This window comes from Brevibacillus sp. FIR094 (assembly GCF_050477165.1).
In the GTDB taxonomy this organism is placed as follows: domain Bacteria; phylum Bacillota; class Bacilli; order Brevibacillales; family Brevibacillaceae; genus Brevibacillus.
Genome location: NZ_JBEAES010000015.1, coordinates 68,846 through 86,814 on the forward strand (window position 1 = coordinate 68,846; position 17,969 = coordinate 86,814).

The window sequence follows — 17,969 nt, forward strand, 5'->3', positions numbered from 1 at the left end:
TTTAGACGACAAGATTCCCGGAAAAGTTTCAGAGCTTGTTCACGGTAAATCATTCCACTGTTCTTCAAACATTGATAGGTAGCGGGTTCACGATATTTCGCAGAACGTAAAAAAACCACCTGAAATCTCAGGTGGTTTTACGTTTCATTCCAGCAGGAAATGCTATAAGCCAGGTTCTGTCTCTCCCGTGCTTCAAGCGGGGTAATCCCTCGCACCAAGAGCGGTAGCCATCTATCTATGGCATCCGAAGATACCATCCGTCCTTTCCGTTTGATTCCTTCAGGACGGTTCCCCTACCTAATTTGGGTTTCTCGCTCGCAGGGTTTACCGCGTTCCATCTTTTCTGTCGCCAGAAAAGCTACGTTTCTGTGGCACTTTCAGCGTACTCGGGCCTCAGAGAGAGCCTTTTCCACGCCGTCAGCAAGGCTTGCACCTCACTGCCCTGGCTTGCACCAGGTACGAACACTCCAGGCATCTCAGCCTGGGCGAGCCTGGACTTTCCTCTACCGCCAACCGTCGAAACGATTGCGGCAGCGACTACCCACATTTCCTGCACATCAGAATCAGTAACATTTACTCTATCACATGCCTTGTACCTGGTCAACAAGCAGGATTTGGAAGGTCCATTTGTAGTACAATAGAAATGGCTACAAGGAGGTAGGACGATGATAACCATTACTCCAACTGCGGCAGTACGTCTTGCACAAATGATCGCGGAAGAATCGGATGCGGAACAGCTCGGAATCAGACTCGTCCCGACTACGACAGGTTGTGGTAGCTATACATATAGCATCGCCATTACGGAAGCGGACAAACACGATATTGTCCAAAATATTAGTGGGATTCATTTCTTTTATCAAACGCATGAGATAGACAAGCTCTCCGGGACAGTCATCGACTGCGATCCTGCAACTGGCCGCTTCTCCATTTTCCATCCGCACCCGATGCAAACAGATTGCTCGCTTACTCATTGATTAGGAGGTTACTATGCTGCTCTTATCATTTGAAAACATCAAACCGAAGATTCACCCTACTGTTTTCCTGGCAAAAGGCTCCGTCGTTTCTGGCGATGTCGAAATCGGTGAGGATTCTTCTATTTGGTACAACACCGTGATCCGTGGGGACATCGCTCCAACCGTCATTGGAAAACGCGTCAGTGTGCAAGACAACAGCACCCTGCATCAAAGTCCGAACAACCCGTTGATCCTCGAAGACGAGGTGACCGTTGGACATAATGCCGTTCTACATAGCTGCGTGGTACGACGCGGCGCATTGATTGGAATGGGCGCGATTGTTTTGGATCGTGCGGAAATCGGGGAAGATGCGATGGTTGCTGCGGGTGCACTTGTTCCTCCAGGCATGAAGGTGCCACCTCGCTCACTTGTTGTCGGCAATCCAGCGAAAGTAAAACGCGAACTTAACGAGGCAGACTTGAAAGAATTCGTACGCATTCGCCAATCGTATGTGGATAAAGGAAAGATGTATCGCCTACTGGAAGAAAGCCCGCTAGAACGGGAATAGGAAAAGGAACAGGGAGGTCGAAGGCGCATGTGCCCCTTCTATCCTCCCTGTTTTTTTTATGATTTGCGAATTTCCAAGTAATGCGTAGCGCCCACTAAAAACCGAAAGCTTGTCGCTTGCAGACTGGCTGTATGACCGAACCGTTGTAGTTCTTCCATGAGCATTGGCAGCTTGCTATATGGTTTGCGATCCAATCCGATTAACGGATAGAGTCTAATTCGACCGCCAGGCTGACAAACTCGCAGCAATTCCTTGATCGCGTTCAGGTGAAATTGTTCATCGAACTGTTGCTGGTACAAAAACAAAAAATGACTGCCAAGCACCAGAGAAAATTGATCGCCTGCAAAAGGCAATTCCGGCAGCAAGCCTGCGACGAATCTTTTACCGATGCCTTCATCGGCACGGTACGCGGTAATGAATTGCTCCAGTGATCTTTCTCTATTTTGATGATGCTGGCCAAGCGAGCCGTAATATTCCCAATAAAGGGTATGTGCGATTCCAGCCAGCTTTTGCGTCGACTCCTCGATCTCTCGCTTCCCCTTCGTATAAATCTCTTCAGGCTTCATTTGATAGAGCGGATCGACTGCGATTGCCTCTCGTCCTTGTTGGCATGCCTCCGCTGTAAAGGAGGACGCTCCTGCCCCGACATCCAAGATCGGTCCCATCGCCAAGATTTCGTCCGTAAGTGAAAACATATCCACATACTCTTGATAGGAACGACATGTCATGGCCACTCCCACTTGCTCGTACACCCCTACATCCTGTTCTTTTCTCATCTCGTCTCAGCTCTCCTCATCTCATATTCCTCCATCCCTTTTCAAAGGAAAAGGGATGAGTTGAGCAAATATTACCAAAATACTTTTCAGGATTCAATGACGCAACTAACCTGTGCATGGAACAAAAAAGCGGCGTATCCATAGTGGAAACACCGCTTTTTCGTTACGAAGCATTCTGCAATCGATCCACTTCGCGAATGTGCTCAAAAAGCATATACGAGCGGATCGCTGTCTCTAAATGAAGACGATCCGGTTCTTTGGTCGTGCTGTATTTTTGAAAGAAAGCCGATAGCTTGTAAAGAAAACCGAAGTATTTACGCACGTAACGATCCCCGAGCATGCCAACAAGAAGTCCTGCTACCCCGCATGCGACACTCCATTCTAAGGGTAAAAAGAATACGGACAAAATAAACCCCATAAAAAACCACACGACTAGATTCGTCGAGCAACCGTCATTCACGATATCTGCCCGTTGAATCTCTTTCAGTGCTGCAAGCGACTTCTTACCCCCATAGCTAAACACTTTATGTTCCGCACCGTGAAATTTTTTCATCATTCTCGGAAAAACGAAGTGAAAGCCTGCGATGTATATAGCTACCCACATCGGATCGATGAAGGCCCAGTCAGGCTTCACGATCGCTGCCAGTACATAACCAGCAAGCAGGAGGTGAAACAATTGATAGTACCACGGAAAGGAGAAAAATATTCGATACCAGAGCTTCCCTATCGTTTTCAATGTGATTTTTTCCGCCCACATGTGAATCACGCCGTCTTTTACTTCTGCGCAAGCCAGCACATTACGATCATGAAAAAGCACACCGCGTCCAAAAGACATCCCCATAATCATCTCGTTAACTATTCTCCTTCCGCCCTAATGTCGTTATAATAGGTTGAGTTGTACGCAGAATGAAGGAGGTTTCCACAATTGATCCGCATGGTTCCAACTACACCATTAACACCTTTACACGATCCATGGGAGCCGTTGTTCAATGCGACACCCCCCGCCTATAAACTTACCAGCGTCGAGTTTACTGTAACGAATCTGTGCAATCTCCGCTGTGAGCATTGCGCGGTTGGTGATACATTGCGATACAAAGACGATCCCGCTCTTCCTGTCGATCTCATACTCCGTCGTCTCGATGAAGCAAAAGATCTGCTTACTATCAGTATAACAGGCGGAGAACCGATGTACAGCGAGCGCACCGTGAAAACTGTGATCGCGCCTATTCTACAATATGCAGCAGATCGTGGGCTGCGGACGCAAATCAACTCCAACATGTCCATGCCGTTTTCTCGGTATGAGTTGATCCTGCCATACATCGACGTCATGCATATTTCGTGGAACTGGTCTACTCCCGAAGAATTCCATGATATTGTTTACGCAAAAGCACGGCAGCCGGTTTCAATCAAAAGAGCGGAAGCACAGTTTCTAGAGATGATGGAAAATGCTCGCAAGCTCTCGGAGGCAGGTGTATTTGTCTCAGCCGAAACGATGCTGAATCATCGCACATGGACAAAGCTTGATACTCTCCACCGTCAGATTCAGGAGATGGGTAGCAAGCGACATGAGGTACACCCGATGTACGCGAGTGATTTTGCTCGTGATCTGGATGTACTTTCACTCGATGAGCTTCGTCAAGCCATTCATCGGATGCTCGATGTACGCAATGAAGATCTGTGGATGCTTTTCGGGACGCTTCCGTTTTTCGCTTGTAGTTCTGAAGTGGCAGATAGGGAATTGATCAGCAGACTACGCTCAGCGAAAAATGTGACAACTCGCAATGATCCAGATGGTCGCAATCGTCTTAACATCAACATTTTCACCGGTGAGGTCATCGTGACTGATTTCGGGGATGTAGAGCCATTGGGCAATATTCAAACCGATCAGCTCCAGTCGATGTTTGAAAAATGGCAAGAACACACGCTGAATCAGAAGATTAATTGCTTTTGCCCTGCTGCTGGATGTGCAGGACCTAACCTGCTCGTTGCTAATACTTACTACCAGGAGACTGATTTTACTCTGCGCAAAGCATTCGTCTAATTGGGCACACTAGGGCGTGAGGTGATCTACCATGAGCAGACGCAAACGCCCTCTCGTCCCCGAGGCGAGAAAAGGACTGGACGCCCTAAAAGCGCAGGTTGCACACGTTGCTGATCCCGCGCAGGCCAAATTCGAGGTCGCAGAAGAAATTCACGTTCCATTGCAGCCTGGCTACAATGGACAGTTAACCTCTCACGATGCTGGTCGAATCGGAGGACGCTTGGGCGGCAGTATGGTCAGAGAAATGGTTCGGATGGCAATGGAAGGCATAAATAAAAAACCGTGATCCTATTGTTTGGGAACCCCGCTATTTGATGTATGCGAATGGCGGGGTTCTTTGTCGAGCAATCGAGTATTGCCGAGTAGGACACTGGCAATCAAACTCATTCCAATCAGAATCAATCCAGTGACAAAGACACCGTGCATAGCTTCACTAAACACCATTCCTTCCCGCATCCGCCATTCTACAATGGTTCCAAACACGCTGACTCCAATCGTCCCCCCAATGGAACGAAATAATTGCGATGTCGACATGGCTACACCCCGGTCTTGCGGTTTTACAGCGCTGTGTGCGGCTGTACCGAGTGCCGGATAGATGGCCCCCATGCCTAGACCTGTGACAATCATGTAGCTGACGAGCTGTGTGTTGGTTGTCTCTCCATCAATTGTGCTCAAAAGGAAAAAGCCTGTCGCCATGATGATTAAGCTGGGAATTAGAATCGCCCGAAATGAAGCTTTTGCCATCCATTTTCCCCCAACCGTCGAAGAAATCGCTGCGGACAGCATGAGTGGTACTAAAAGGAATCCAGCCTCTGAGGGACTCGCACCGCGTACCCCTTGGACGAACAAAGGGATATATGCGATGGCACCGAACAAAGCGGCACTCACAAAGAAGCCCACGAGATTGCCATATCCAATGACCGGAATGCGAAATAAGGAAAGCGGAAGCAGGGGCTCCTTTGCTTTGGTTTCAATCCAGATGAACAAGCCGAGAAGTATGATACCCACTCCCCCTAACCCAATCTTGTATTCTCTCCCCTCCATGACAAGGGACAGCAGGATGAGAATGATGGCGGCACTCAAGCTAGTCGCCCCATACCAGTCAATCACAGGCTTCTTATCGTAGTGCCGCTGATCATGAAAGGCTATAGCAATGATCAAAAAGGCAGCGATACCGATAGGTAGGTTTATAAAGAAGATCCAGCCCCACGGCAAATGCTCCACGAGAATTCCTCCCAACGAAGGGCCCAGTATACTCGTCATGGCAAAAACAGCTCCGAAAAGGCCTTGAAATTTGCCTCTCTTTTCGGGTGGATACAGCTCACCCACAATAATAAACGCAACTGGCATTAATGCCCCAGCACCCAACCCTTGAACTCCTCTCGCGACAATAAGACCCGTCATGGAATTAGCCATACCGCACAGGAGAGATCCCACGAGAAAAAGAAACAAACCGATCACATACATTTTTCTCGGTCCAAACAAGTCCGCCATTTTCCCATAGATGGGCATGCTCGTGGTCGATGTGAGCATATAAATGGCGAACACCCAGCTATAAAGAGATAGACCTCCCAGCTCTTTGGTAATTGTGGGCATGGCTGTTGATACAATCGTCTGATCCAACGATGACAAGACTAGTCCCATCAGCACTCCACTCGTAACCAATCCTACGCGACGCTTTTCCTTTTTCAACTCCATCACTCCCCTTTTTGAAGTCAGTTGATCAGAGCTCCAAAAATATAAGGGAATTTTCAAAAAAAGAGTAGACTTTTTCTTTCCGATGAGTTATTCTGATGATAGAGTCTGCCCCTAAGAAATATGAATGAATCATAAATAAAAACCGCCTCCATTATGGACGCGGTTTTTTTTTGTTTTGCCATTCATCTCAGCTTGTCGAGCTTTTTGGCACTTGCCTTACGAGGTCCAAGCATCGCCTTTCCTATGTCGCCCACTTTGTTTACAGAGTCAAAAACTTGGTCGATCACATCCACCAGTTCCCGAATCTGCACTACTTTTCCATAGACGCCCATGAAATGGTGGCGGACGTTTTTTCCATTTAACCCTAGCATGGCCGCACCTCCTCTTAATCCTCTCGTATCACTTTATGCAGGAACGGGCGAAGAGGAAATTGCGAAGTGTAGAAAATTATTCGGCCCTCTATCCAGTTCTTTAGCCTGGACGAGGCGTGCCGGTCGGACGTGGGCGCGGAGGTGGTGTCGGCGTAATGGCACGCTCCAGACGAGTGACACGGTTCTCTAATCGATCAACACGGTTATCCAGTCTGCGGAAGTCTTCCCGAAGGGCATCCACTCGCCTTTCCAGACGATCCAAGCGACGATCGACATCCCCACCTGGAGCTGGTGTCGGGGTAATCGGAATGTACAAATTTTGACCAACGTAAATGAAGTAAGGAGGTGCGATATTATTCACGCGGATCAACTCCTGAACAGATACACCAAAACGAGCTGCAATGCTGTTCAGCGTATCTCCCGAACGGACTACATAGTTCACGAATCTCACTCCTTTTATCTGTGATCATTCGTTATTAACCTATGCCCGCCCGGGTACACGCGCAATAAACCAATACCCATTTTGGCTAAAAATAGTCAAACACCCAGTACAAACGCCGTTACAAACCTGAAAGAGCAAGGCTCAGCCCCTTCAACACTTTGAATAGACAGTCACACCTTCAAGAAACACTTCTTCTACTTGCTTCAATACCTCTATCTCTTGTAATGGATCTCCTTTTACCACAAGCAAATCCGCAAAATAACCTGGCGCTAACGTACCGATATTATTCCCTTGGTCCAGCACCTCAGCAGCGTTTTGGGTAGCAGCCTGGATCGCACGAATTGGCTCCATCCCCAGCTCCACCATCAGCTTGATCTCTTCTGCCACAGGTGTAATCGGATAGCCTTCCAATACGATATCCGTACCCGTTGCGATCTTTACGCCTGTATTTATCAATCGTGCGAAGTTCTCCCGGTACGCCTTTTCCGATTCGATGAAAAAGGCTCCCTGCTCGATAATCCCTTCGCTCAATATGCCTTGATTCGCCTGTTGTTGCTCATTCCATATATGTTTGTAATAATCAGCAATCTGAAAAAAGGTGACCATGGTCGGTACCCATACCAGTCCTTTTTCTTTCATCTGTTCTGCCTGTTCGACGGTCATAAACGTCGCATGCTCGATCGTATCAAATCCCGCATCAATCGCCATCTGGATCGAAGGTTGGATCGAGGCATGCACACAGCATTTCCGTCCCAAGCGATGAGATTCATCAACCGCCGCATCCAGCTCCTCTTGTGTGAACTCCGGCGTTGGTGTCCGATGGCTCGTCATGAGCTTGATCCAGTCTGCTCCTGCTCTCACTTGTTCACGCACGGCTGTCCGCACTTCCCACGGACCATTTGCTTCTCGCAAGGCACCCTCTAATTGCCAGCCGTGCCCCCCGGTCATAATAATCCCTTGGTTGACCTGAAAAAGACGCGGAGAAACAATGAACTTGTTCTTGGCCGCCAGCTTCAGCGTACTGCACAACCCATCTGGTGCTGCTACATCACGGATCGTCGTGACCCCCAAGGAAAGTGCCTCTTTCAAGTTCGCTGTCGCAAGTAAAGCCACGAGTCCATCGTTGTTGCGATACTCAGCCGAGTCTGATTTGCTCCACCAATACCCGATATGAACATGTAAATCGATCAAACCTGGCAAAATGGAGCATCCGCTATACCGCTTTACCTCTCCTTCTGAAATAGAATCCGTAAACTCCGATTCTGTCCCTACTGCTACAATCTTTCCTCGCTCATCAATCCCAACTACGCCTTGTTCGATTACATGCTCTCCATCTCCAATAATAACGCGATCAGCAATCAACCATTTCATTTCTGTCCCCCCTGTCAAAAATGAAAATCCATCTGTCCGCAATCCTGGTTAGTCCCTCGAAAGTTCATCATGCATCCAACCTTTTCCTTCTTGTTTCTGGGTCTCGTAAAAAATAAAAAAACCTCCGGCGACACAGAAGTGAGCCAGAGGTTTTCTCTATATACCTTATTTAAATACAGGGGCAGCAAATTGAGCTAGTCTCTCTGCAGACGTTTTCTCGACATCCGCATGCAAGCTGTTGCCATGCGCATCCATCGTTACGATTGCCGCGAAGCCTTTTACATTCAAGTGCCACATTGCTTCTGGAATACCGAATTCCATGAAGTCAACACCGTTTACTTTTTTGATGCAGCGTGCGTAGTATTGTGCTGCCCCACCAATTGCATTGAGGTAAACAGCACCATGCTCATTCAATGCTTTCAGTGTTTTTGCACCCATTCCGCCTTTTCCGATAACGGCGCGGATTCCGAATTTCTTGATGATTTCGCCTTGGTATGGCTCCTCACGGATGGAAGTCGTCGGACCAGCCGCTTTTACATGCCACTCGCCCTCACGATCTTTCATCATAACTGGACCGCAATGGTAGATGATGCCACCATTCAGGTCCACTGGACAGTCATGATCCATCAGGTAGCTGTGCAGCGCGTCGCGTCCTGTGTGCATTTCTCCGTTGATGATAACCACATCGCCCACTTTCAGGCTGCGGATTTGTTCTTCCGTGATCGGCGCTTGCAGAACAACTTCACGAGGCTCATCGTCTGTTTCGTTCGAAGCTGCTACTGGCGTCAAGTCCATCGCCACTACTTCGTCTTTATACAGATAACGAAGGATTTCGCCAGTCTCCGGGTTCAGGCGAACACCTTGACGGCGGAAGGCCCAGCAGTTGTAGGCAACAGATACGAAAAAGCTTGCTGGCAGGCGGTTTTCCACGCCGATTTTACAACCGAGCAGAGTCGCATTTCCACCAAAGCCCATGGTTCCGATTCCGAGTTGGTTTGCGGTTTCCATGATGTAGTCTTCCAATGCAGCCAAATCAGCGTTTGGATTGACATCTTCTACTTTGCGGAACAATTGATGCTTCGCCAGTGCATAACCGGAGGTGCGATCGCCACCGATTCCTACGCCGATGAAGCCGGCACTACAGCCTTGTCCTTGTGCTTGGTATACTGCGTGCAAAATGCACTTGCGAATGCCATCCAGGTTGCGGCCTACTTTGCCAAGGCCTTCGAGCTCACAGGGCAGGGAGTATTGGATGTTCTTGTTCTCACAGCCGCCGCCTTTAAGGATCAGCTTGATTTCGATTTCATCCTCTTCCCATTGCTCGAAGTGAATGACAGGAGTACCTGGTCCGAGGTTGTCCCCTGTGTTTTCACCCGTCAAGGAATCTACGGAGTTGGAACGCAGCTTCCCTGTTTTGGTTGCTTCTGCAATCATTTCTTTGATGGCTTGTTTAATGATCAGCTGGTTGACTCCAACCGGAGTTTTCACTTCGAAAGTTGGCATCCCCGTATCTTGACAGATCGGAGAAACATTTTCTTCTGCCATGACGACGTTTTCCGCAATCGTAGACAAAGACAGCGCTGCACGAGTGCCAAGATCCTCTTTCACTTTAGCTGCATTGACGGCACGACGCACGTCTGGTGGTAGATTCGTAGAAGTATCCGTGATCAGTTCCAGAATGCTTTGCTTCAAGTTTTCCATCTATGACGCCCCTTTTGACGTAGTGGTGTAAATAGTAGCATAAACCGCCTATTATTATAGCACACGCTCCCCCACCTGTCCGTAGATTGCTGCCCAAAGAGTGTGTGAAACATTCCGTAAATGTACGTCGTCTTATTACCGACAACAAATTTTGGCAAGAAGCAGATATGAGGGGGATCAAAATGAAAAGAACATTTGCCGGGCTTCTCGCCTCCGTGATGGTGGTGACCGCTATACCCTTCCTGTTCGCAACAGGTACAGTAGCGGAGCCAACCGTTCAAGCCGCATCTACAGAAGAGTTGCCAGTAGTCGGTTCCTATGCGGAGTTAAAAAAGCTCATCCAGTCATCAGACCTGGACAGCTACCATTACGCCACCATGGAAACGACTGCCGCTATGCCAGTAGCAGCACCTAGCACAGTCAACAAAGTTGCGGACACTTCCGGTGGCGCTGTTCGCGGTGATTTTTCCACAACGAACACACAAGTGCAGGGCGTCGATGAAGCAGATATCGTAAAATCAGACGGAACTTATCTTTATCAATCCACGCAAAATGAAGTACGCATCATCAAAGCGTATCCAGCCACCGAGATGAAGGTCGCAAGTCGTATCAGCTATGACAATGGAAAATTCGTACCGCAAGAAATGTACGTAGACGATCGTAGGCTCATCGTAATCGGGCAAGCGGATGAGACCATCTCATATCCTCCTGGTCCTGTTTCCAAAAGAGGCATCCCACGTTACCAAGGCATGCAGTCAGTGAAAACCATGATCTACGATATTACGGACAAAAAACAGCCTCGGCTCATTCGTCAACTGGAGCTGGAAGGTCAGTACATGTCATCCCGCAAAATCGGCGCGAACTTGTACGTGACAGCCAACCATTACATGGATACGTATCGTATTATGCAAGAGAAAACAGAAGTGCCAGGCCCAACGTATAAAGACAGCGTCCATCATAACCAATACCAAACCATTCCCTACAGCGAGATTCGTTACTTCCCGGATCACTTTCGTCCAGAGTATTTGATTGTCGCTGGTGTGAATCTGGATGATTCGAAACAAAAGATGTCACTGCATACGTATCTTGGTGCTGGTGAGAACATCTATGCATCCACCAAAAATCTGTATGTAGCCGTCACCCAGAACAATGCCCAGCCCGTAGCTGTTAAGCAAACAGGAGCGACAACTCCTTTGATTGCACCTCCCATTGAGTCAGATACAACCATTTATCGTTTTGCCATGAACAAGGGAGACATTCGGTATACAGGAAAAGGGTCGGTGCCTGGACGCATTTTGAACCAGTTTTCCATGGATGAAAACGACGGTTATTTCCGAATCGCCACCACGAGCGGGAACATGTGGCGTGACGATGAGCTTACGTCAAAAAACAACTTGTATGTACTGGACAACAAGCTCGAGGTATTTGGTAAGCTGGAAGGCATCGCTCCAGGAGAACGCATTTACTCTGTCCGTTTCATGGGAGATCGTGCCTACATGGTCACCTTCAAAAAAGTAGACCCGCTGTTCGTTCTCGATCTAAAGAAGCCTTCTGCTCCAAGCGTACTAGGTGCCCTCAAAATTCCAGGTTACAGCGACTATTTACACCCGTATGATGAAAACCATATCATCGGTTTTGGCAAAGAAGCAGAATCAGATAAAGACTGGGCGTACTACCAAGGGATGAAAATTGCCCTCTTTGACGTCAGTGATGTAACGAAACCGAAGGAAAAGTTCAAGACTGTTATCGGGGACAGAGGAACGGACTCCGAGCTGTTACGCAATCACAAGGCTCTGCTGTTCTCCAAAGAAAAAAATCTGCTAGCCTTCCCTGTATCCGTCCACGAGCGAACGGCTGAACAAAAAGCTAAAAACGATATGCGCGAGTACGGTCACTTTACTTTCCAAGGTGCCTATGTATATCAGCTCGATCTGCAAAAAGGTTTTCAATTGACAGATCAGATCACCCATCTGTCGAAGGAAGATGTCGCGAAAGCAGGCGAAGGCTGGTACGACAGCTCCAGTAACATTAAACGGATACTCACGATTGGCGACACGCTCTATACCGTTTCCGACGATTACGTCAAAACGCAGCAGCTCTCTACTCCGAAAAAAGAGAATATCTTGCCATTGACGAAATAGCGGTAATGCTCTGTCATGCGGACAGGTTCTGTGCTAAGATGGGGTAATAGATGCAGCGTAAATAGAGAGGGTGTCACTACGTGGAGTATTTGAGTTTTAACTTGACATCAACGCTGGCAGGGATTGCGGCTGTGCTGTTGGTTATGTTTATTCGCCTGCACTGGCCCTTCCGCTTTCAGTACATGGCCAATCTTTTCAAACGCCGTTTGAATATTCGATTGCGCTGGCTGGAGGCTTCCTATCGGAAGAACCGTTCCCGTGCTGTCGCTATGCTGGATAAATCAACACACGAGATCATGCTTGGCAATTATGAAATGGCCGAAAAATATATCGTTCAAGGAATCAACGTTTGCAAAGAACGACCCACGTTATTCAATCAAGCGATGATTCACTACTTGTTTTACAACCTGGCGATCGTTTACTATTCATCCGAACGATACAACGAATCATTGGAAGTGGCATTTCGTATTTACCAGCGTGATCAGGGAATGACTGATTCCTTAGCTCTTATCGCCTGTTCACACGCCCGTCTGGGTGAAGTAGAGAGTGCGATAGAAGCTTACCAGCTGATTGCAAGCAAACGATCGGCAAAAGACTGGAAGCTCTTCTGCTTGGCAGAGATTGAAGCTGCCAAAGGAAATTACGAGCGAGCCCTTTCCCATCTGAAGCAAGTGATGGACAAATCAGCCAGTCTTCTGCATCTGAATCACACCGTACTGGAAAAACGCTTGGAAGAGTGGAAAAAAGCCTCTACACAAGCCAGCTAATCGATTGACGACCGCACATTGCTTTATGTGTGCGGTTTTTATTTTCCTGTCCCCGTAACGCTGCTCTATGTACAGTCGTATAACTATCATGAAAGTGAGGTATTTTTAATGAAAAAATTTAATGTATCTATACTTGTTGCCTCAGCACTTGTACTCGGTCTCGCTGTAGCGGGCTGTACACCTGGAAAAGATTCAGCTTTCTCTGCGGATAACCCTGTTGCCAAAATTGGTAATGTGACGATCACCCAAGAGCAAATGTACGACAAAATGAAAAAAGATGCTGGTAAGCGTGTCATGGCTGATATCATCACCTTGGAGCTGTACAAGCAGGAAGGCGCCGCACAAGGAGTCACTGTAACAGATCAGGAGCTCGATGCGCGAGTGAACCCAGTCAAAGAAAAAATGGGTTCACCAGAGAGATTCCAACAGTATTTGGATGATAAACAAATGACTGAGCAAGAGCTCCGTGAAGGTGTGCGCGCTGTCATGCTGCGGGACAAGCTGTTCGAAAAGGATAACCCGATCACCGAAGAACAAATCAAGGAATACTATGAGAAAAACCAAGATAAGTTCGAGGGAACCTTTGAAGAAGTTCGCCCGCAAGTGGTTGAAAAAGTAAAAGACAGACACAAACGCAAAAATATCGATAAATGGATCGATGAATTGTATAAAAAGCATAACGTCCAAATCTTGGATAAAGATTTAGAGAAAGAAAAAGAAGTGGAAGAAGAAGAAACAACGACTTCCAGCAAGTAATGCAAAAAGACTTGTGCAAGCCGACAGTACGCGGCACACAAGTCTTTTTTACGTTACGGACGGGCAATCGCAATCAATTCTTGCAAAAACACCTTAATGTCGCCATGAAGAATGGGGCCATGACCAGTGGCTAAATACTCAATGGGCCAATCCTGCAAAATCTCCAAACCCTCCGTAAACTCTACGGCTCGCTCTGGTTCACGTGCTACCCATTGCTTCAAGTGTTCTTGATAAGCTGTCCGACAGTCCACTTCTCCGCCAACGATTTGACCGAGTTCTGTGTTTTCAAAGCACAAATGATCGCCAACAAAGCAAATTTTCGACTGGGGATCAAAGAAGGCAACAGAGCCTTCTGTATGAAAAGAAAGCTGTCGGAAACGCAAGGAAGGCAGATCTCCCCCACTACCTGTAAACGTGTGGCCGAATAGCGTCTGTGAAAAATCGTCCAGTTCGTAATAATCCTCGAGGTGAATCCAATTGTTTCGAGAAGGGAACATATCGGCATTTCCAATATGATCAGCATGTCGATGAGTGAAGTAGACATATTCCGTTCGCTCTGGCTTGACCCCGATCTCTTCCAACGCCTGTTGAAAATAAGAGCGTTGCTTGCGCTGGTGAGAATCAATCAATACAAAGGCATTCCCTTGTTTGATCACATAGCTGTTGACGTAGCTATTCCACGCTTCCTCATAGGTGATGATCGCCCAGGTGGAGTCTGTGATTGGTGCAATCACATTGTTCATGCCTCCATCTCTCCTCTCCTCCCAGATACCATTTCTTATTGCTATTATACACAATCATGCACAACCGTGCTGACTCGCGCCCAAACTTATCCTACACGATCAAACAGTCGCCTCTTCTCCTAAGCTTACCCAAGATCTTCCTTGCGAGCGTTGAATGTGGACAGGTACACCGAAAAAGCTTGTCAGACGCTCTGCCGTTAGGACCTCATCTGTTTTTCCAGCCTGGTCTACTTCTCCCGCTTTTAGCAGCAAGGTGTGCGTGAAGCAAGGCAAAATTTCTTCGATGTGATGAGTGACATAAATGAGCGTAGGCCCGTTCGGCTGCTTGGCGATTTGTTCAATCATGGCCAACAGCTGTTCCCTTGAAAGCAAGTCCAGTCCAGTGCAAGGCTCGTCTAGGATGAGTAATCGAGGGGAAGCCATCAAGGCACGAGCAATCAGTACTTTTTGTCTCTCCCCTTGCGATAAAGCGGCAAAACGTCTGTTTTTTAATGCACGGCATCCAAATGTATCGAGTAAATCCGACGCTTTCTCTATGTCCGCCTCCTCTGGAACGGAATACAAGCCGATGGTTGCCTCTCGTCCACTCAAGACGACACGGAGTGCGGTTTCATGCTCGTGAAGTTGTGCCATCAATGCCGTGCTTACCCAGCCGATTGATTTACGCACCTCGCGCAAGTCGACTGTTCCGTAAAGATTGCCTAATACACTGACCTCCCCCTTTGTCGGCCACACATAGCCACAAATGATATTCAGCAGACTAGTTTTACCAGAACCGTTTAAACCGACTAAACACCAATGCTCCTTGTCTTGCACTTGCCAGGCAATGTCTCGCAGAATGGTTGTTTCATCCCTTTGCCAGGTAACCTTTCTCACATCAATGATCATGCTCTCTCCACTCCTGACTCTCACAGTTGTATGTGAAAAGAACCTCCATGGCATATGGAAGCACACGGAGGCCCTAACACAAAAACAGTTTCGTTAAAATTTGCCTTGAAACTTAAATACAATCTCCGCAAACAGTGTAGCGAATAGGAACGTACCGGTAAAGACGACGAGAGACACGACTACGATACGCCAGCTAAGCTGTTTGAATAGATGAACGTCTTTTCCGAGTGACAGACCTGCATACGCGAGAATCGGCGTGGCCAATGCGAGCAGATTGATCTTGGCAATCGCAGCAGCCGTATATTCGCTCCCTGGAAAAAACGGAGATGTCGCAAGCATCGCAAACAAAGAGATCCATACAATGACGGGAGATTTGAACGGAAGAATGCGCGTGAAGCCCATTCCAATCAACGTAATAACCGACAAGAGCAAAATACCTGGCAAAGATTCCATGATGGGTACTTTATAACCGATCCAGTTACCGATGAGAGCAATGATACCAATGATAAATATCGTCAAGATTTGATTCATGCGCTTTTTCTCCCCCCTTCTGCTGCAGAAGAAGCGCTTTTGCGTCCAATGATAGGCTCAAGCCATGCGTACAGCTTTTGTGTGACCGGCAAGGAGAAGAAGATACATACGTACGTTCCGACGATACTCATCATCAAGTTTGCCGCTCCAGAATAAAAGGCAATGTCTTTTTGCGCTTCTGGGAAAATGACAGCCAATGAGCCTGTTGCTGCTGCCATCATACTACCGGAACCAACCGCGGCTCCCATCGCCAGAGAAATCGGGTGAAACAACCCACTGCTTCCTAAAATACTTGCAAGAATTGACATATAAATAGCACCAAACAAGGTTCCGCAAATATAAACGCCCAGCGCGCCGCGAGCTTCGGCAGAGTTTGCTCCAAACTTTTCTACGATAATCGCCAAGTTTGGCTCACGGTCGAGAGAATAAGTAGCTCCAATTGCTTCACGTTTCAGACCCAGCCACAATGCGACTGGCAGACCAAGTGCGATTGTCCCTACAATGTGTCCCATCTCTTGAACAATCAAGGATACACCTGAACCGAGTAACTTAGGCAGCTCAGGACCGATGTTGGCTCCCAGCTTCGCAATAAAGATCAAGAACGAGACACCCAAAATATTGGCTGCGACGTTCATTTCTTTTTCGCTCAAAAATTTAAACTTAGGCCAGCTGATTGCCCCGCCTAAAACGAGGGCGTAGAGCATCGGAAACAGAGCGATAACCCCGATGCCAATACTGATTTTCTTTGTCCCAATAAATTCTGTCAATGCGACGAGAACAAGTACGATAAAATGCAGCTTGTACTCATTGACGCGTCCCTCTGCCATACAACATCCCCCTCATTCTATCTCGCTCTACTCCATGACGACTTTTTGAGCTGCCCGAACAAACAATTCTACGCCGCGTACCATTGCATCCTCATCAAAATCAAAGCGTGGATGATGGTGCGGATACGTAAAGCCTTTGTCTGGATTGCCAGCACCCAATTGAATAAAACAGCCTGGAGCTTTTTTCAAATACTCAGAGAAATCTTCACCCGGCATTAAAGGATCAATGTAAATAATCTCTTCTTCTCCCCAACGCTCGCGGATCGTATCCTCCATCAGCTTGGTCACCTGCTTGTCGTTAACAACGGATGTGTAACCATGTGAGAACGTCAATTCATAACTCGCGCCATGCGCTTCCGTAATTCCTTTGACAATTCGTTCAATCCACATCGGAATATTTTTGCGAATCTCCGCATCGAAGCAGCGTGTAGAGCCCGTCAGGGTCATCGAATCCGGAATGATGTTATAAGCTGTCCCTGCATTCAGCATCGTCACCGAAATAACGACCTTGTCCAACGCACTAACGTTGCGGGATACAATTTGTTGTAGACCAGTAATAACCTGTGCCCCAATGACGATTGGGTCAACAGATGCTTCTGGTTGCGAAGAGTGCCCGCCTTTTCCTTGAATCTTGATATCGAAGCGATCTGTCGATGAAGTAAGTGCCCCGTAAAGTACACCGAATTTCCCGACAGGCATGTACGATGCCAAATGAATGCCGATAATCGAATCCAGTCCGTCTGCTGCACCAGCTCTTACGATTTCAGCAGCACCACCTGGCGGCAGCTCCTCGGCATGCTGGAAGAAGAAACGAACCTCGCCTTTGATTTGATCCTTATACTGGGACAAAATTTTTGCGGCTCCCAACAGCATCGCTGTATGACCGTCATGTCCGCACGCGTGCATCACGCCAGCTTTGCCTGATGCATATGAAACATCATTTTCTTCATGGATAGGGAGAGCATCAATGTCAGCGCGAATGCCAAGAACTTTTCCTGGCTGTGATCCGATCAGTCGAGCGACGACACTCGTTTTGGTTGGCCGCGAAAGCTCTAAATTCCCGAAAGATTCCAACGTTTCGTTAATAAATTGGGACGTCTTCTCCTCTTCAAACGACAATTCTGGATGCTGATGGAGATATCGTCGCCAAGAGACTACTTGCTCAGCTACTTCATCCGCCCATTTCTTCGTTTCCAAACTCACACAATCACTCCTTTTTCTGCTTTCTTCCTCAAAATTTTCCGAGTCAGTTAAGTTTAACTAAAAAAAATATCGTTTTGTGAATTCTATCACGGAACGATGAAAATAACAAATGTCCATTCCACGCGGACATAACTGTCGAATATACATCTGTAACTGTCTATTTATTTGTTATTTTAGAATTTTCTATCGATA

General features: G+C 47.5%; 19 protein-coding genes and 1 other RNA gene. 7 read left to right on the forward strand and 13 right to left on the reverse strand.

Features of this window, described 5'->3' with window-relative positions:
• Positions 1–160: 160 nt before the first annotated feature.
• Positions 161–549: RNase P RNA component class B (rnpB, locus tag ACQ5DJ_RS15345), an RNA gene on the reverse strand.
• A gap of 116 nt (positions 550–665) precedes the next feature.
• Between rnpB and ACQ5DJ_RS15350 the strand changes: the two genes are divergently transcribed.
• Positions 666–974 carry an iron-sulfur cluster biosynthesis family protein gene (locus ACQ5DJ_RS15350; RefSeq protein ID WP_429843226.1) on the forward strand — a complete coding sequence of 103 codons (309 nt, stop codon included), beginning with the start codon at positions 666–668 and terminating at the stop codon, positions 972–974.
• Between the two features lie 13 nt (positions 975–987).
• On the forward strand, positions 988–1,521 hold the full coding sequence (locus ACQ5DJ_RS15355) for a gamma carbonic anhydrase (protein WP_429843227.1): 534 nt from the start codon (positions 988–990) through the stop codon (positions 1,519–1,521).
• Between the two features lie 56 nt (positions 1,522–1,577).
• Here ACQ5DJ_RS15355 and ACQ5DJ_RS15360 read toward each other — a convergent pair whose 3' ends face one another.
• Positions 1,578–2,297: a class I SAM-dependent methyltransferase gene (locus ACQ5DJ_RS15360; RefSeq protein ID WP_429843228.1), complete on the reverse strand. Its 720-nt coding sequence runs from the start codon at positions 2,295–2,297 to the stop codon at positions 1,578–1,580.
• Between the two features lie 163 nt (positions 2,298–2,460).
• Positions 2,461–3,144 (reverse strand): DUF1385 domain-containing protein, encoded by a 684-nt coding sequence (locus ACQ5DJ_RS15365; RefSeq protein WP_429843229.1) that lies wholly within the window; start codon positions 3,142–3,144, stop codon positions 2,461–2,463.
• Positions 3,145–3,222: 78 nt separating this feature from the next.
• Here ACQ5DJ_RS15365 and yfkAB point away from each other — a divergent pair, with 78 nt between their 5' ends.
• Together yfkAB and ACQ5DJ_RS15375 are read left to right on the forward strand one after the other, a co-directional pair.
• The gene (gene yfkAB / locus ACQ5DJ_RS15370; protein ID WP_429843230.1) at positions 3,223–4,338 is read left to right on the forward strand and encodes a radical SAM/CxCxxxxC motif protein YfkAB; all 1,116 of its coding nucleotides are present in this window, start codon (positions 3,223–3,225) and stop codon (positions 4,336–4,338) included.
• Positions 4,339–4,369: 31 nt separating this feature from the next.
• Entirely contained in the window at positions 4,370–4,624 is a 255-nt protein-coding gene (locus ACQ5DJ_RS15375) for an alpha/beta-type small acid-soluble spore protein (RefSeq protein WP_429843231.1), read from the forward strand.
• Between the two features lie 2 nt (positions 4,625–4,626).
• On the opposite strand, the gene ACQ5DJ_RS15380 is transcribed toward ACQ5DJ_RS15375, so the two are convergent.
• From ACQ5DJ_RS15380 to ACQ5DJ_RS15400, 5 genes are all read right to left on the reverse strand, one after another.
• A complete protein-coding gene (locus tag ACQ5DJ_RS15380; RefSeq protein ID WP_429843232.1) occupies positions 4,627–6,036 on the reverse strand; it encodes an MDR family MFS transporter in 1,410 nt (469 codons plus the stop codon).
• Between the two features lie 182 nt (positions 6,037–6,218).
• A complete protein-coding gene (locus ACQ5DJ_RS15385; RefSeq protein ID WP_007724315.1) occupies positions 6,219–6,407 on the reverse strand; it encodes a hypothetical protein in 189 nt (62 codons plus the stop codon).
• Between the two features lie 100 nt (positions 6,408–6,507).
• On the reverse strand, positions 6,508–6,849 hold the full coding sequence (locus ACQ5DJ_RS15390; RefSeq protein ID WP_429843233.1) for a LysM peptidoglycan-binding domain-containing protein: 342 nt from the start codon (positions 6,847–6,849) through the stop codon (positions 6,508–6,510).
• 150 nt (positions 6,850–6,999) lie between these two features.
• On the reverse strand, positions 7,000–8,220 hold the full coding sequence (locus ACQ5DJ_RS15395; RefSeq protein ID WP_429843234.1) for an amidohydrolase family protein: 1,221 nt from the start codon (positions 8,218–8,220) through the stop codon (positions 7,000–7,002).
• Between the two features lie 165 nt (positions 8,221–8,385).
• Positions 8,386–9,921, reverse strand: a complete 1,536-nt coding sequence (locus ACQ5DJ_RS15400) for a fumarate hydratase (protein WP_429843235.1) — start codon at positions 9,919–9,921, stop codon at positions 8,386–8,388.
• Positions 9,922–10,103: 182 nt separating this feature from the next.
• Here ACQ5DJ_RS15400 and ACQ5DJ_RS15405 point away from each other — a divergent pair, with 182 nt between their 5' ends.
• From ACQ5DJ_RS15405 to ACQ5DJ_RS15415, 3 genes are all read left to right on the forward strand, one after another.
• Entirely contained in the window at positions 10,104–12,062 is a 1,959-nt protein-coding gene (locus ACQ5DJ_RS15405) for a beta-propeller domain-containing protein (RefSeq protein ID WP_429843236.1), read from the forward strand.
• Positions 12,063–12,142: 80 nt separating this feature from the next.
• Positions 12,143–12,829, forward strand: coding sequence for a tetratricopeptide repeat protein (locus ACQ5DJ_RS15410; RefSeq protein ID WP_429843237.1), 687 nt, complete (start codon positions 12,143–12,145; stop codon positions 12,827–12,829).
• A gap of 108 nt (positions 12,830–12,937) precedes the next feature.
• On the forward strand, positions 12,938–13,585 hold the full coding sequence (locus ACQ5DJ_RS15415; protein WP_429843238.1) for a SurA N-terminal domain-containing protein: 648 nt from the start codon (positions 12,938–12,940) through the stop codon (positions 13,583–13,585).
• A 53-nt stretch (positions 13,586–13,638) separates the two neighbouring features.
• Here the strand turns inward: ACQ5DJ_RS15415 and ACQ5DJ_RS15420 are convergent, their stop codons facing one another.
• From ACQ5DJ_RS15420 to ACQ5DJ_RS15440, 5 genes are all read right to left on the reverse strand, one after another.
• Entirely contained in the window at positions 13,639–14,328 is a 690-nt protein-coding gene (locus ACQ5DJ_RS15420; RefSeq protein ID WP_429843239.1) for an MBL fold metallo-hydrolase, read from the reverse strand.
• A gap of 99 nt (positions 14,329–14,427) precedes the next feature.
• Positions 14,428–15,216 carry an ABC transporter ATP-binding protein gene (locus ACQ5DJ_RS15425; protein ID WP_429843240.1) on the reverse strand — a complete coding sequence of 263 codons (789 nt, stop codon included), beginning with the start codon at positions 15,214–15,216 and terminating at the stop codon, positions 14,428–14,430.
• 93 nt (positions 15,217–15,309) lie between these two features.
• The gene (locus ACQ5DJ_RS15430; protein WP_429843241.1) at positions 15,310–15,747 is read right to left on the reverse strand and encodes a hypothetical protein; all 438 of its coding nucleotides are present in this window, start codon (positions 15,745–15,747) and stop codon (positions 15,310–15,312) included.
• Entirely contained in the window at positions 15,744–16,574 is an 831-nt protein-coding gene (locus ACQ5DJ_RS15435; RefSeq protein WP_429843242.1) for a DUF3100 domain-containing protein, read from the reverse strand. Before ACQ5DJ_RS15435 ends, ACQ5DJ_RS15430 begins: the two co-directional genes overlap by 4 nt.
• A gap of 27 nt (positions 16,575–16,601) precedes the next feature.
• Positions 16,602–17,777, reverse strand: coding sequence for an amidohydrolase (locus tag ACQ5DJ_RS15440; RefSeq protein WP_429843243.1), 1,176 nt, complete (start codon positions 17,775–17,777; stop codon positions 16,602–16,604).
• Positions 17,778–17,969: the final 192 nt, after the last annotated feature.